Here is a 13812-nt window from a genome sequence, read left to right on the forward strand (position 1 = left end):
TTCAAGGTGTTGCAGCGGTTATGCCAGGCTGAGGAACCCTGTCGCAAAGCAGTGCTTGTGTCGCCTGGGGGATGGTTTGGCGTTTGAATGTGGCTCGGTGTGCACCAGATAGGGGCGATGGTGTCTGACCTGCCGCTATCGCGGGCAAGCCCGGCTCCCACATTTGGAATGCATTCCACTGTGGGAGCCGGGCTTGCCCGCGATGAGGCCCTCCCAGCCACTGCAGATCTTCCTGTAAACCCCGCATAAACCCACTCTTTACGCCATCTTTACGCCCCACCCAGCCCCTCGCTCTCGTTCCTTTACACCGCTCCTGCGGACAATGGCCCTACACGCGGCAATCGCCGCAAGACGGGGAGATTTCCATGAGCGTTCTGGACGGGGTGTCACTGCTATTGGCCGTGGCGCTGTTCATTTATTTGCTGGTTGCGCTGTTACGCGCGGATCGGAACTAGGAGCGGGCTATGCACAGTTATGACTATTGGCTGATCATCGCCTTCTTCGCCGTGGTATTGGTGCCGGCACCGTTCCTGGGGCGGTTCTATTACAAGGTGATGGAGGGCCAGCGCACCTGGCTGACCCCGGTGTTGGGGCCTGTCGAGAAGGCCTGTTATCGCCTCTCGGGCGTGGACGCACAGCAGGAACAAAGCTGGCAGAAGTACATGCTGGCCTTGCTCGCATTCAACCTCGCCGGCTTCCTGTTGCTCTTCTCTATTCTGTTATTTCAAGGCTCCCTCCCGCTGAACCCGCAAAAACTGCCGGGCCAGGAATGGACCCTGGCGTTCAACACCGCCGTCAGTTTCATGACCAATACCAACTGGCAGAACTACAGCGGCGAGGCATCCCTGAGCTACCTCAGCCAGATGGCCGGCCTTACGGTGCAGAACTTCGTCAGTGCGGCGACCGGTCTCGCCGTCCTGGTCGCCTTGTGCCGTGGGATCGGGCGCAAATCTGCCCAGACCCTGGGCAACTTCTGGGTCGACATGACCCGCGCCACCCTCTACGGCCTGCTGCCGTTGTGCCTGGTGCTGGCGCTGTTTCTGGTATGGCAGGGCGTGCCGCAAACCTTCGCCCATTATGTTGATGCCGTCACGCTGCAGGGCGTGGACCAGGTGATTCCCCTGGGGCCGGCCGCCAGCCAGATTGCGATCAAACAACTGGGCACTAACGGCGGTGGCTTCTTCGGCGTGAACTCGGCGCATCCATTCGAAGACCCGACCGCCTGGGCCAATCTGTTCGAAGTGGCCTCGATCATTCTGATCCCGGTGGCGTTGGTGTTTACCTTCGGCCATTACGTCAAGGACCTGCGCCAGAGCCGGGCGATCCTTGCGTGCATGCTGGCGCTGTTCCTGATCGGCGGTGCGACGTCGCTGTGGTCCGAATACCAACCCAATCCAACCCTCAACAACCCTGCCGTGGAGCAAACCGCACCGCTGGAAGGTAAGGAAACACGCTTTGGCACCACCGGTACCGTGTTGTGGTCGGTGACCACCACCGCAGCGTCCAACGGTTCGGTCAATGGCATGCAGGACAGCCTCAGCCCCCTGAGCGGGATGGTGGCGCTGGTCAACATGATGGTCGGCGAAGTGATCTTCGGCGGTGTCGGTGCCGGTATGTACGGCATGTTGCTCAACGTGCTGATCGCGGTGTTCCTCGCCGGCCTGATGATCGGCCGCACGCCGGAATATCTGGGCAAAAAACTCCAGGCCAAGGAAGTGCAATTGCTGGTGGTGACCCTGCTGGTGATGCCGGTCGGCGTGCTGGTGTTGAGTGCCATCGCTGCCAGCCTGCCCGGCCCGGCAGGTGCCATCAGTAACCCAGGCCCCCATGGCTTCAGCCAGTTGCTGTACGCCTACACCTCGGCCAGTGCCAACAACGGTTCGGCGTTTGCTGGCCTCGGCGCCAACACCCCGTTCCATAACCTGATGTTGGGCCTGGGCATGCTGATCGGCCGCTTTGGCTACATCCTCCCGGTACTGGCCCTGGCCGGCAGCCTGGCGATGAAGAAGACCGCGCCGATTGGCCAGAACAGCTTCCCCACCCATGGTGCGCTGTTTGTGACCCTATTGACCGTGACCATTTTGCTGGTGGGCGGCCTGACTTTCCTGCCGACGCTGGCGCTTGGGCCTATCGCTGAACATCTGAGCATGGGCTTCTAAAGGGACATGAAAATGAATATGCCTGCAAAAAACGCGGCCCCGGTCAAACCCCAGGAGCCCGCCAAAACCGCTATCTCGGCCCTGTGGCGCCCGGCACTGGTCCAGGCGTTCGTCAAGCTGGACCCACGCCAACTGCAACGCTCGCCAGTGATGCTGGTGGTGGAGCTGACGGCCATCCTCACCACCGTGTTGTGCTTTGTGCCCGATACCACCGTGCCCACCTTTGTTGCGGTGCAAATCGCGGTGTGGCTGTGGTTCACCGTGCTGTTCGCCAACTTCGCCGAAGCCTTGGCCGAAGGCCGTGGCAAGGCCCGCGCCGACAGCCTCAAGGCTGGCAGCGAAGGCTTGAGCGCCCGCCGCCAGGAAGCCGATGGCAGCTTCAAGGTGGTACCGGCCACCAGCCTGCGCAAGGGTGATGTGGTGCGTGTGGCCGCCGGAGAAATGATCCCCGGTGATGGCGAGGTCGTCGAAGGTATTGCAGCGGTCAACGAAGCGGCGATCACCGGCGAATCTGCCCCGGTCATCCGCGAGTCCGGCGGCGACCGCTCGGCCGTCACCGGCAACACGCGGCTGGTCTCGGACTGGCTGCTGATCCGCATCACCGCCAACCCGGGCGAGTCCACCCTGGACCGCATGATCGCGCTGGTGGAGGGCGCCAAACGCCAGAAAACTCCCAACGAAGTCGCGCTGGATATCCTGCTGATCGGCCTGACCCTGATCTTCCTGCTGGTGGTGGTGACCTTGCAGCCGTTCGCCCACTTCGCCAATGGCAGCTTGCCTTTGGTGTTCCTGGTCGCACTGCTGGTGACGCTGATTCCTACCACCATTGGCGGCTTGTTGTCGGCCATTGGGATTGCCGGCATGGACCGCCTGGTGCGTCTCAACGTGATCGCCAAGTCTGGCCGCGCGGTGGAAGCGGCGGGGGACGTGCATGTGTTGCTGCTGGACAAGACCGGCACCATCACCTTCGGCAACCGTCGTTGCTCGGCCGTGGTCGCTGCACCTGGCGTCAGTGGTCGCGAATTGGCCGAAGGCGCGCTGCTGGCGTCCCTGGCCGATGATACGGCGGAAGGCAAGTCCATCGTTGAATACCTGCGCGCCTTGCACCCCCAGGCCGAGCCGAGCCTGGAGGCGTTGACCGCGGTGCCCTTCAGCGCCGAGACCCGTTTGTCCGGTGTCGACTATCAGGGCCGTGTGTTCCGTAAAGGCGCGGTGGACTCGCTGCTGGCGTTTATCGGCCAGCAACGCAGCGACCTGCTGCCTGCGCTGTCGCGGGAAATCGACAAGATCGCCCAAAGCGGCGGCACGCCCTTGCTGGTGTGCGCCGATGGCAAGTTGCTGGGGGCGATCCATCTCAAGGACGTGGTCAAGCCAGGTATCCGTGAGCGTTTTGCCGAGTTGCGCAAGTTGGGGATTCGCACCGTGATGGTCACTGGCGACAACCCGCTGACCGCCGCCGCGATTGCCGCTGAAGCGGGGGTGGACGATGTGCTGGCCGAAGCCACGCCAGAGAAGAAACTCGCGCGTATTCGTCATGAGCAGAACGACGGTCGCCTGGTCGCTATGTGCGGCGACGGCGCCAACGACGCCCCGGCGCTAGCCCAGGCTGACGTCGGCATGGCCATGAACGACGGCACCCAGGCCGCGCGCGAAGCCGCCAATATGGTCGACCTCGACAGCGACCCGACCAAGCTGCTGGACGTGGTGCAGATCGGCAAGGAATTGCTGGTGACCCGTGGCGCGCTGACGACCTTTTCCATCGCCAACGACGTGGCCAAGTATTTTGCGATCCTGCCGGCGCTGTTTGCCTCGATCTACCCGCAGCTGGGCGTGCTCAACATCATGCACTTGCAGAGCCCGCAGAGCGCGATCCTCTCGGCCATCGTGTTCAACGCGCTGATTATCGTGGTGCTGATCCCGTTGGCCCTGCGCGGTGTGCGCGTACAGGCGGCGAGTGCGGCGGCCTTGCTGCGGCGCAACCTGCTGATCTATGGGCTGGGCGGATTGTTGGTGCCGTTCGTGGGGATCAAGGCCATCGACATGCTGCTGACCGCGCTGCACCTGGTTTGACCTGTCTGATTTATTGAGGATTTGACTATGACAAACATCATCCGCCCAGCCCTGAGCTTGCTGGTACTCATGACCCTGATCACCGGCGTGGCCTACCCGCTGGTAGTCACCGGCGTGGCCCAAGTGGCCTTCCCCGATCAGGCCAATGGCAGCCTGGTGCGCGACGCCAGCGGCAAGGTGCGCGGCTCCAGCCTGATCGCCCAGGACTTTACCGGCGACAGCTGGTTCCACCCACGCCCGTCAGCCGGTGCTTTTGCCACAGTGTCCAGCAGTGCCAGTAACCTGGGCCCCAGCAATCCGGCCTTGGCGACACGCATATTCGAGGATGCCAGCAAGCAGTCAGTGCCTGGCCAGGGCCCGGTGCCACTGGCCTCGCTGACAACCTCCGGCAGCGGCCTTGATCCACACTTGCCACCGCAGGCGATTGCCTATCAACTGGCGCGAGTAGCGGCGGCGCGAAATGTGCCAGTGTCGACCTTGCAGCGGTTGCTGGATGAGCACATCGAAAGCCCGTTGGTAGGCCCGCCCGTAGTAAACGTCCTGGCCCTGAACATGGTCCTGGAACAACTCTGACCCACTGTAGGAGCGAGCTTGCTCGCGAAGGTCGTTAACGATAACGCGGGCGTCCAGCCTAAACGCGGCGCTCTTGAGTTTTTCGCGAGCAAGCTCGCTCCTACATCATTGAATTATCGAAGGACCACAGCATGAGCGACGCCGGCCGCGCCGATGCCCTGTTAGCCGATCTGCCCCGGGACGGCCGTGGCCGGCTCAAAGTCTTCCTCGGCGCCGCGCCCGGTGTGGGCAAGACCTACGCCATGCTTCAGGCGGCCCACACCCAACTGCGCCAGGGCGTGCGCCTGATCGCTGGGGTGGTTGAAACCCACGGCCGCGCCGAGACCGAAGCTTTGCTCAGCGGCCTGCCGCAACAACCGCTGTTGCGCAGCGAATACCGTGGCGTGATGCTCGAAGAAATGGACCTAGACGGCCTGCTCGCCGCCAAGCCAAAGCTGGTGCTGGTGGACGAACTGGCCCACAGCAACGCCCCCGGCAGCCGTCATGAAAAACGCTGGCAAGACATTCAGGAACTGCTCGCCGCGGGTATCAACGTGTTCACCACGGTCAACGTCCAGCACCTGGAAAGCCTCAACGACCAAGTGCGCGGTATCACCGGCGTGCAAGTGCGCGAAACCCTGCCGGATTGGGTGCTGCAAGAGGCCGACGAACTGCTGCTGATCGACCTGCCGTCTCGCGAGCTGCTCGAGCGCCTGCGTGACGGCAAGGTGTATGTGCCCGAACAGGCGCGTGCGGCCATCGATGCGTTTTTCACCCAGACCAACCTCATGGCCCTGCGCGAGCTGGCCATGCAAACCGCCGCCGCCCACGTCGACGATGACCTGGCCCAGGGCTATCGCCAACTCGGCCAGGCCGCGCCGGCGGTGCGCGGGCGCCTGCTGGTCGGCGTGGATGGGGATGCGCAAGCCGAACGCCTGGTGCGCCATGCCAGTCGTGTGGCCCAGCGTCGGCATTTGCCCTGGAGCCTGGTGCACATCGACAACGGCCGTGCGCGGGATGAGCAATCGCGCCTGCGCCTGCAGAACGCCCAGCAACTGGCGGAGCGGCTGGGCGGGGAGGTGGTATTGCTGCGCGCTGGGGAAGTGGCCAAGACCCTGATCCAGCACGCCGCCGAGCGCCGTGCCAGTTTAGTGCTGGTGGGGCAGTCACGGATGCGCTGGCGGCGGCGCCTGTTCGGTGGCGGCCTGGCGGCACGCCTGTTGCGCAATGCTCGCGGCTTGGAAATCAACGTCCTCGACAGCGATGACATGCCTGCACCGCCACGCCTGCCGGAGGTACGCGGGTTGGTGTGGTTCGATTACGCCTTGGCGGTGGTGGCAACCCTCGTTGCTACCGCAGTGGCCTGGGCCGTGTCCAGTGCGTTGCCGCTGCCGAATATCTCGCTGGTGTTTCTCGCCGCCGTGCTGTTGGTGGCGGTGCGCAGCAGCCTGGGGCCTTCCCTGGTGTGTGCGGCACTGTCGTTTCTGACTTACGATTTTCTGTTTATTCCACCGAATTTTTCCTTCGCCATCCAGCGCGAAGAAGACGTGCTGACCCTGTTGTTCTTTCTGTTGATGGCGGCGTTGACCGGCAACCTCGCCGCACGCCAGCGCCGCCAGTTGCAGGCGTTGCGCGATACCCAGGAAGAAACCAGCGAGCTGCTCGACCTGTCGCGCAAGCTCACCGCTGCCACCGACCGCCAAGCCGTTATCAGCGCAGCCGCCCACCATCTGCAAGGTTGGAACGAGCTCGACCTGTGCCTGGTCAATCGCGACGGTCAGGGCGGCTGGACGGTCGAGACCGGTGGCCCGTTGACCCTCACCGAAGCCGAACGCGCCGCCGCCGATTGGGCCTGGCAGCATGATCAGCCGGCCGGCATGGGTACCGGCACCTTACCGTTTGGACGTTGGTGGTGGTGGCCGCTGTCGGGGGAAGAGGGGCCTTTGGGGTTGCTGGGTGTCAGTGCCAAGCCTGGCCTGGAATTGAGCGGGCAACGTCGACGCTTGCTCACCGCGTTGAGCCAACCGCTGGCCCAGGCGCTGGCGCGGGCACAATTGGGGCAGGAGTTGGAATCGGCGCGCCTGCACGGCGAAACCGAACAGTTGCGCAGCGCTTTGCTCGCTTCGGTGTCCCACGACTTGCGCACGCCGTTGACGTCCATGCGCGGCAGCATCGACAGCCTGCTGGCCCTGGGTGAAGCCATCCCCCTGGAGGATCGTCGCGAGTTGCTGGAAGGTACCCGTGATGAAGCCGAGCGCCTCGACCGCTATATTCAGAACCTGCTGGACATGACACGCCTGGGTCATGGTGCGCTGAAACTGGCACGCGATTGGGTGTCGCCCGGCGATATTGTCGGCAGTGCCCTTGGGCGATTGCGCGCCGTGCTGGCGCCGTTGCAGGTGAGCACCGATGTACCGCCGGAACTGCCTTTGTTGTATGTGCATGCGGCATTGATCGAGCAGGCCTTGGTCAATGTGCTGGAAAACGCCGCACGGTTTTCGCCACCCCAGGGTCGCTTGCAGTTGCGCGCTGGTGTGCAGGATGAGCAGTTGTTTTTTGCCGTAGCGGATGAAGGGCCGGGGATTCCCGAGGAAGAGCGTGCGAAGATCTTCGACATGTTCTACACCGCAGCCCGCGGTGATCGCGGCGGGCAGGGCACCGGCCTCGGCTTGGCGATCTGCCAGGGTATGGTCGGCGCGCACGGCGGGCATATCAGCGTGGCCGATGGCATTGACGGGCGGGGCACCTGCATCACTTTGTTTTTACCACTGCCCACACAACCCGCCCTGGAACACAACCTGTAGGAGCGAGCTTGCTCGCGAAGGTCGTTAACGATAAAGATGGCGTCCTGAATGCACCCGGTGCCTAGAGGTTTTTCGCGAGCAAGCTCGCTCCTACAGGGGGGTGATTTTTTAATGGGTTTTGATGAGACACCATGAGCCAGACCGCGACGATTCTTGTCATTGATGACGAACCGCAGATCCGCAAATTCCTGCGCATCAGCCTGGCCTCCCAGGGCTATAAGGTGATCGAAGCCGGCACCGGCAACGAGGGCCTGGCGCAGGCGGCCTTGAGCAAACCGGATCTGCTGGTGCTCGACCTGGGCCTGCCCGACATGGACGGCCAACAGGTGCTGCGCGAGTTTCGCGAATGGTCCACGGTGCCGGTGTTGGTGCTGTCGGTGCGGGCCAGCGAAGGTCAGAAGGTCGAGGCCCTCGACGGTGGCGCCAATGACTACGTGACCAAACCGTTCGGCATCCAGGAGTTTCTTGCCCGTGTGCGTGCGCTGTTGCGCCAGGCACCGGCCGGAGATGCCCAGGAAGCCGCCTTGAGTTTTGGCCCGCTGACGGTCGACCTGGCCTATCGCCGCGTTTTGCTGGACGGTGCCGAAGTGGCGCTGACCCGCAAGGAATACGCAGTGCTGGCGCAATTGGCGCGGCATCCGGGGCGGGTGATTACCCAGCAGCAACTGCTCAAGGACATCTGGGGGCCAACCCATACCGAGGACAGCCACTACCTGCGGATCGTGGTGGGGCACCTGCGCCAGAAGCTGGCGGATGACCCGACCCAGCCGCGGTTTATCGTGACTGAGGCGGGGGTGGGGTATCGGTTGCTAAGTGCTTGAGTTTATCGCTGTCTGGGCCGGCCCTTTCGCGAGCAAGCCCGCTCCCACACTTTGAATGTATTCACAGATCAAAATGTGGGAGCGGGCTTGCTCGCGAAAGGGCCATCAGCAACACCCACACGCTCACTCAACTCTGCTCACTCTCATACCGATCCAACGTATCACTGGCAATCTCCCGCCCCAAAGCAATCAACTCCGGCGCTTTATAAAACTCGAAAAACCGGCACACCCGCTTCGGCACGTTGATCAGCACATCGGGCGGATACCCAGCGATCTTGTATTGCGCCAATGAGGTTTGCATCACCTCGAAACTCTGGTTGATCAGGTCCAGCAGCGACGCAGGCCCGACGTTATCGATGATGAACGAGCCGGTTGCCGACTTCGGTGCGCCGGCTTTCTCCGGCGCGGCGGCAGGTTGTTGGGCTTCGGGTTCGGCAGACTCCAGCCATGGGTTGATTTCGGCGGCCTGGGCCTGCAAGGCTTCTTGTTCCAGCTTCATCAACTGCTCGGCCTGCTTGCGACGAAACGGCAGGTGCGAGCCCAATGACTTGGCCAGGCTGTTGAAGCGGCTCTTGAATGCGGGCGGGCGCTGGATTACCGGTAATTGGTAGTGCTTCTGGTTGGTGGCATTGAGGTTGACCGCAATGATCAAGTCGCAATGGCTCGACACCACCGGCACGATGGGCAGCGGGTTGAGCAGGCCGCCGTCCACCAGCATGCGGTTGCCCTGCATCACCGGCGTGAACAGGCTGGGGATTGCCGCCGAGGCGCGCATGGCTTGGTGCAGGCAGCCTTCCTGGAACCAGATCTCCTGTTGGTTGGTAAGGTCGGTGGCGACGGCGGTGTAGGGGATGCGCAACTCTTCGATATTGATATCGCCGACAATCTTGCGGATCTGCCCGAACACCTTCTCACCACGAATTGCCCCCAGGCGAAAGCTCACATCCACCAGGCGCAATACGTCGAGGTAGTCCAGGCTTTCGATCCAATTGCGGTACTCGTCGAGCTTGCCGGCGGCGTAGATCCCACCCACCACGGCGCCCATGGAACAGCCGGCGATACAGGCGATGTCATAGCCGCGTCGTTCGATTTCTTCGATCACCCCGATATGGGCGTAGCCCCTGGCCCCACCGGAGCCCAGCACTAAGGCAACACGTTTTTTCATGGCCGGATCCTTCGCAAAACAGGGGCCCACAATGCACCCATCAAGGGGCCTGCTTCAATCCTTGCTGACAGCGCGCAAGATTTTTCCAGGCTGATGATCAGGCTCGGGTATGCTCTGGCAATAGGTACTACCGATTTCAGGCTAAGGACAAGGCACTTTTCCCTGTAGGCAACGTCTACAGGCTACGACTGAATTTGTATATTTGAGGTGTCATCAATGAAAGCCTGGATGTGTGTGCCTGTGATCGTGTTGGCCTTGGCTGGCTGTGCCGGGAAAACCGCGTATCGCGACAGCTGCGGCTCGCAATTGGATGCCGCCTGGAAAGAACTGGACCTGGCCAAGGCCGAGGGTTTTGCCGGCACTGTCAGCTATTCCAAGGCGTTGTCGCTGTTGACCGGCGCCAAGACTCAGCAGCAATTCGAAGCGTTCGAAGGCTGCTCCAACAAAGCCCAGAAGGCGCGGTTCTATATTCGTGAGTCTCGCGCTGGGCGATGACCTGCAGCGGCGAGTAGGATTTTTCATCGGAAAGTGAGGGCAGGATGTCAGCGTTGGTCAATCAGTTAGTCGCTCAGGTCATTGGCCTGGAAGTAGGGTTACTGAGCTGCCAGGCTCGCCTCGCCGCCGTCACTGACGATGAAGCCTTGCATGATTTGCGCACCACGGTACGCCGCCTGCGCAGCCTGTTGCGCCCTTTGCGCGGGCTGCCCGGTGTCGAACAGCTTGAATTGGCCGCCAGCACGGTTGGCCAACTGACTACGCCGCTACGCGACCGAGAGGTGTTGGCGGCGTATTTGCATCAGCACGGCTATCACGACGCGGCTGATCGGCGCCTGCGTTTGCAGCCTCAGGCTTACCGCCAAGTGGCGCAAAGCCCGGAGCTGGCGCACTTGCTGTTGATCCTGGATGCATTCCCGCGCTTTATCCGCGCATCCCAGCACCAGAAACTGCTCAAGGGCTTGCGCTCGCTTATCCAGAAACGCCTGGCCAAGCAATGGCAGGCACTCGATGACGCCCTGAAAGATCCCGATCATGATCGCCACCGGCTACGGTTGTTGATCAAGCGTGTGCGCTACGCCGCCGAGGCGTACCCCGAACTGGACAAGTTACCCGCCAACGCCTTGCCGCAATTAAAGAAAGCCCAGGGCGCACTGGGTGACTGGCATGACTGTTGGCAGTGGCTGGCCCAGGCCGGGCACGAGCCAGACCTGCAACCCTGCGTAGCGGTGTGGCAGCGCACCATGCTCAAGGCGCAAGGCAAGGCCGACCGCGTGCTGGATACACTCAGCGCCGAATGTTTTTAAACCGGTCCGGTTTTTGGCCGGAATAGGCGCTGTGCCTGTGCAATTCGATGGTTAAGATTCCTCCACGACTTTCTTGAAGTGAGGTCGCCATGCGCTTTAGTGATTTGCTCGACGCTGCCCGTAGCAATCCGCTGGATGTCACCATCCCTGCCGAATGGGCCCAGGGCCGGGCCACCTTTGGCGGCCTGGTCGCTGCCTTGCAGTACGAGGCGCTGCGCGCCCAGGTGCCGGCGGATCGACCGCTGCGCTCGCTGGCCATCACTTTTGTCGGCCCGGTAGCGCCGGATGTACCTGCCAGCTATCAAGTCGAAGTGCTGCGCGAAGGCAAGGCGGTCAGCCAGTTGCTGGGGCGCGTGGTGCAGAACGGTGAAGTGGCGACCCTGGTCCAGGCCAGTTTTGGCGCCTCTCGCCCCTCCGAAATTGACGTGGCAAGTGAGCCGCCACCGGTATTCAAACATTGGGATGAGTGCCAGGAACTGCCCTATATCAAGGAGGTTACCCCCGAATTCATGCGCCACCTGGCAATGCGCTGGAGTGTCGGTGGCCTGCCATTTACCGGCAATAAATCCCGCGACATGGGCGGTTGGGTACGGTTGCGCGGGGATGTGAAAGAAGAACCTTTGACCGAGGCGCATATCCTCGCCCTGGTCGACGCCTGGCCACCGGCGTTGCTGCCGCACCTGAAAAAGCCCGCGCCGGGCAGCACCCTGACCTGGACCATCGAGTTCATCCAGCCGCTGCAAGACCTGACCACCCTCGACTGGTGCCAGTACCACGTCAATATCGAACACGCCCGCGACGGCTATGGCCACGCGGCCGCTGCCTTGTGGAGCCCGACCGGCGAGTTGATCGCACTCAGCCGCCAGACCGTGGTGGTGTTCGCCTGAGCCTGCCGGTCAGTGGTGGTGCCGCTGCCGCCAGGCGCGCCACCAGCCACCGCTGAGCACAAAGCGCGGGAAGGTCACGAACTGCTCGACCACCAGGCGCTGCACTGCATCTTTACGATCGCTGAACGGCTCACTGGCCTGGGCTTCCAGGCTATGGCCATGACGTTGCAATGCCAGGCCCGCGACAATACCAATCACGCCGACGGCGAAGCTGGCCAGGCTGAAGCTGAACACGCCCGACACGATCAGCAGGAAACCGACGATAAACAGCGGCACGGCAATCAGGTGCAACGCCAGGTTGGTCGGGTGCTGATGGTTTTGTGGGTACTGACGCCATTGCCAGGCGGGGAGATTGGGGTGACGTTTGCCCATGGTGGTGAATCCTCTGTCCGTTGAAACAACTTGAACAGAGTTTAGGTTGAGGTGGGCGAGGTGGCGAATTGGGGCTGGCTATGGGGCTCATAGGCTGCAATTTAGGTGGAGTGACACTCATGCCCAAATGACACAGTCATGATCATCCATGTGTACTAAGAACGTCAGCTCGTTATCGGTTATCCAAAACGGATATCCGGTGGTTTCGCCTAACACAGAGGCTAGCACTCGAGCGTTTTCCATTCTCCAGGCGCTATACGCTGAGTCAAATACCAGCAGAACCAGGCCATTCCCGCTAATGCGATGCGGCATCTCCTTCCAAAAGTCAGGGTTGTGTTCGGTGCTTTTCTCGTTCAGTTCGATGGGATCAAGCACATTGCTCTGCGCTTTGAAGAATTTTCTCGTCAGAGAGCTTATCAACAAGTTGAGTTCGCTCGAATCAAGCTTTCCCGCGTCGAGGTTCAGCGCATTACAGGCTTCGTCTATTTCGTCTTCCAGGTAACTCATCAGGGGACACCTATTCTGGACCGGCTGACAGGAACCAGTTGGAGCAGTATATGGCCTCTTTTGGCTCCTCCGTCGCCTCTCTTTCCAGGTGTTTGATAGCCAATATGAGGTGATTTCGGGCCTTCTTTACTTGGCACGAGCATAGGATCGTCAATATTCACTTCCGCTCCTCTATTGGGACCGGTTTGTACTCGCCATTCTGTTGGAAATGATTTGCCATATTGGTCTTTGCCCCATTTCGATACGCTGTATTCGGTCTTGGGTATGCTCGTCCTGCGAAAAGGCTCATCCAAACCATCGGTGGGAAAGCGTAGCGCCGCGGGTTCGAATGAGGAAGGAATGCCAGTCAGTTAAACGCAGATCCCCTGTGGGAGCGGGCTTGCCCGCGAAGGCGGTGTGTCAGTCACGGCATCTGTTACTGCACTACCGCTTTCGCAGGCAAGCCAGCTCCCACATTTGATCTTCGTTGCGTTGAGCATTGCGTTCGCTTGACTGATCGGCACCAAGGCTTGCCCCCGATGTTGTTGGGTCAGTTTGCACATGCATTGGCTGGTTCACAGCTATCAGGGTCAAGTCCCATCCCATATTCGATATTCAGGGGGTTTAGGGTAAGGGGACTTACCTGAATGTCATCAAGACTGTATGAAGTACAAATTAGATGTGGATCCTTCGATTTTCTTGGCTTTGCCCTTTTTTAGGTACGCATTGAACTCACGTTCCAAGGCTTGTTTGTCTGTATATTTTTTGTACTTGCTGGGTGTTTCGCGTGCGTACATATACAGCCTCCACGAGTCGAAACCGTCGACCCTATCGTCCGGACCGTAATCAAAGTCGACACATATTTCAGATAAGTAAACACTGCAACCAATACCGTGCACCTCGTAGGTGACATTTGCAGCGACCGTCCCGCGCTGCGGGATTTTTTTGGATCGCCACAGACCAATGATATTTTTGGTTCCAAACACTTGCTCAAGTAAGTCGGTAGCCTTTTTTACTTGTTCCAAGTATTCGGTGATCAAATTTTCTAGAGTTTGAGCTCTCATCTTCTTGGCCTTTCTAGTCTGTTCAGTCCTAGTGCATAGCTGTCGGTGCCCTTCAGCAACGTGAGTGAAAAGGGATGAGGTGAGAGGGAATAAATTTAATTAATGATTGGACGGTATTAATTTTCTAACAT

14 protein-coding genes are annotated in these 13812 nt (G+C 60.8%); 9 read left to right on the forward strand and 5 right to left on the reverse strand.

Going from position 1 to position 13812, the window contains the following annotated elements:
* The first annotated feature begins 365 nt into the window (after positions 1 to 365).
* From kdpF to BUE92_RS09805, 6 genes are all read left to right on the forward strand, one after another.
* Positions 366 to 455, forward strand: a complete 90-nt coding sequence (gene kdpF, locus BUE92_RS09780) for a K(+)-transporting ATPase subunit F (protein ID WP_003218754.1) — start codon at positions 366 to 368, stop codon at positions 453 to 455.
* A 9-nt stretch (positions 456 to 464) separates the two neighbouring features.
* Positions 465 to 2159 (forward strand): potassium-transporting ATPase subunit KdpA, encoded by a 1695-nt coding sequence (gene kdpA / locus BUE92_RS09785; protein WP_056791880.1) that lies wholly within the window; start codon positions 465 to 467, stop codon positions 2157 to 2159.
* A 12-nt stretch (positions 2160 to 2171) separates the two neighbouring features.
* Complete coding sequence (gene kdpB, locus BUE92_RS09790; protein ID WP_175556200.1) at positions 2172 to 4229, forward strand: potassium-transporting ATPase subunit KdpB; 2058 nt, start codon at positions 2172 to 2174, stop codon at positions 4227 to 4229.
* Positions 4230 to 4256: 27 nt separating this feature from the next.
* Positions 4257 to 4802: a potassium-transporting ATPase subunit KdpC gene (kdpC, locus tag BUE92_RS09795; protein WP_073523399.1), complete on the forward strand. Its 546-nt coding sequence runs from the start codon at positions 4257 to 4259 to the stop codon at positions 4800 to 4802.
* A 131-nt stretch (positions 4803 to 4933) separates the two neighbouring features.
* The gene (locus BUE92_RS09800) at positions 4934 to 7585 is read left to right on the forward strand and encodes a sensor histidine kinase (RefSeq protein ID WP_073523400.1); all 2652 of its coding nucleotides are present in this window, start codon (positions 4934 to 4936) and stop codon (positions 7583 to 7585) included.
* A gap of 131 nt (positions 7586 to 7716) precedes the next feature.
* Positions 7717 to 8406, forward strand: a complete 690-nt coding sequence (locus tag BUE92_RS09805; protein WP_073523401.1) for a response regulator — start codon at positions 7717 to 7719, stop codon at positions 8404 to 8406.
* Positions 8407 to 8533: 127 nt separating this feature from the next.
* Here BUE92_RS09805 and BUE92_RS09810 read toward each other — a convergent pair whose 3' ends face one another.
* The gene (locus BUE92_RS09810) at positions 8534 to 9571 is read right to left on the reverse strand and encodes a patatin-like phospholipase family protein (protein ID WP_003189836.1); all 1038 of its coding nucleotides are present in this window, start codon (positions 9569 to 9571) and stop codon (positions 8534 to 8536) included.
* Between the two features lie 216 nt (positions 9572 to 9787).
* On the opposite strand from BUE92_RS09810, the gene BUE92_RS09815 reads away from it, so the two are divergent.
* From BUE92_RS09815 to BUE92_RS09825, 3 genes are all read left to right on the forward strand, one after another.
* Positions 9788 to 10066: a hypothetical protein gene (locus tag BUE92_RS09815; protein ID WP_005786355.1), complete on the forward strand. Its 279-nt coding sequence runs from the start codon at positions 9788 to 9790 to the stop codon at positions 10064 to 10066.
* 44 nt (positions 10067 to 10110) lie between these two features.
* Positions 10111 to 10872 carry a CHAD domain-containing protein gene (locus BUE92_RS09820; RefSeq protein WP_073523402.1) on the forward strand — a complete coding sequence of 254 codons (762 nt, stop codon included), beginning with the start codon at positions 10111 to 10113 and terminating at the stop codon, positions 10870 to 10872.
* Between the two features lie 89 nt (positions 10873 to 10961).
* Complete coding sequence (locus BUE92_RS09825) at positions 10962 to 11759, forward strand: acyl-CoA thioesterase (RefSeq protein ID WP_073523403.1); 798 nt, start codon at positions 10962 to 10964, stop codon at positions 11757 to 11759.
* Positions 11760 to 11768: 9 nt separating this feature from the next.
* Here BUE92_RS09825 and BUE92_RS09830 read toward each other — a convergent pair whose 3' ends face one another.
* The 4 genes from BUE92_RS09830 to BUE92_RS09845 all read right to left on the reverse strand — a co-directional run bounded on the left by BUE92_RS09830 (position 11769) and on the right by BUE92_RS09845 (position 13681).
* Positions 11769 to 12131 (reverse strand): Mpo1-like protein, encoded by a 363-nt coding sequence (locus BUE92_RS09830; RefSeq protein WP_073523405.1) that lies wholly within the window; start codon positions 12129 to 12131, stop codon positions 11769 to 11771.
* 117 nt (positions 12132 to 12248) lie between these two features.
* Positions 12249 to 12638: a hypothetical protein gene (locus BUE92_RS09835; protein WP_073523406.1), complete on the reverse strand. Its 390-nt coding sequence runs from the start codon at positions 12636 to 12638 to the stop codon at positions 12249 to 12251.
* Entirely contained in the window at positions 12638 to 12931 is a 294-nt protein-coding gene (locus BUE92_RS29270; protein ID WP_178380699.1) for a polymorphic toxin type 47 domain-containing protein, read from the reverse strand. Before BUE92_RS29270 ends, BUE92_RS09835 begins: the two co-directional genes overlap by 1 nt.
* Before the next feature lie 339 nt (positions 12932 to 13270).
* Positions 13271 to 13681: a DUF6896 domain-containing protein gene (locus BUE92_RS09845; protein ID WP_073523408.1), complete on the reverse strand. Its 411-nt coding sequence runs from the start codon at positions 13679 to 13681 to the stop codon at positions 13271 to 13273.
* Positions 13682 to 13812: the final 131 nt, after the last annotated feature.

Source organism: Pseudomonas fluorescens, assembly GCF_001902145.1.
In the GTDB taxonomy this organism is placed as follows: Bacteria; Pseudomonadota; Gammaproteobacteria; order Pseudomonadales; family Pseudomonadaceae; genus Aquipseudomonas; species Aquipseudomonas fluorescens_BV.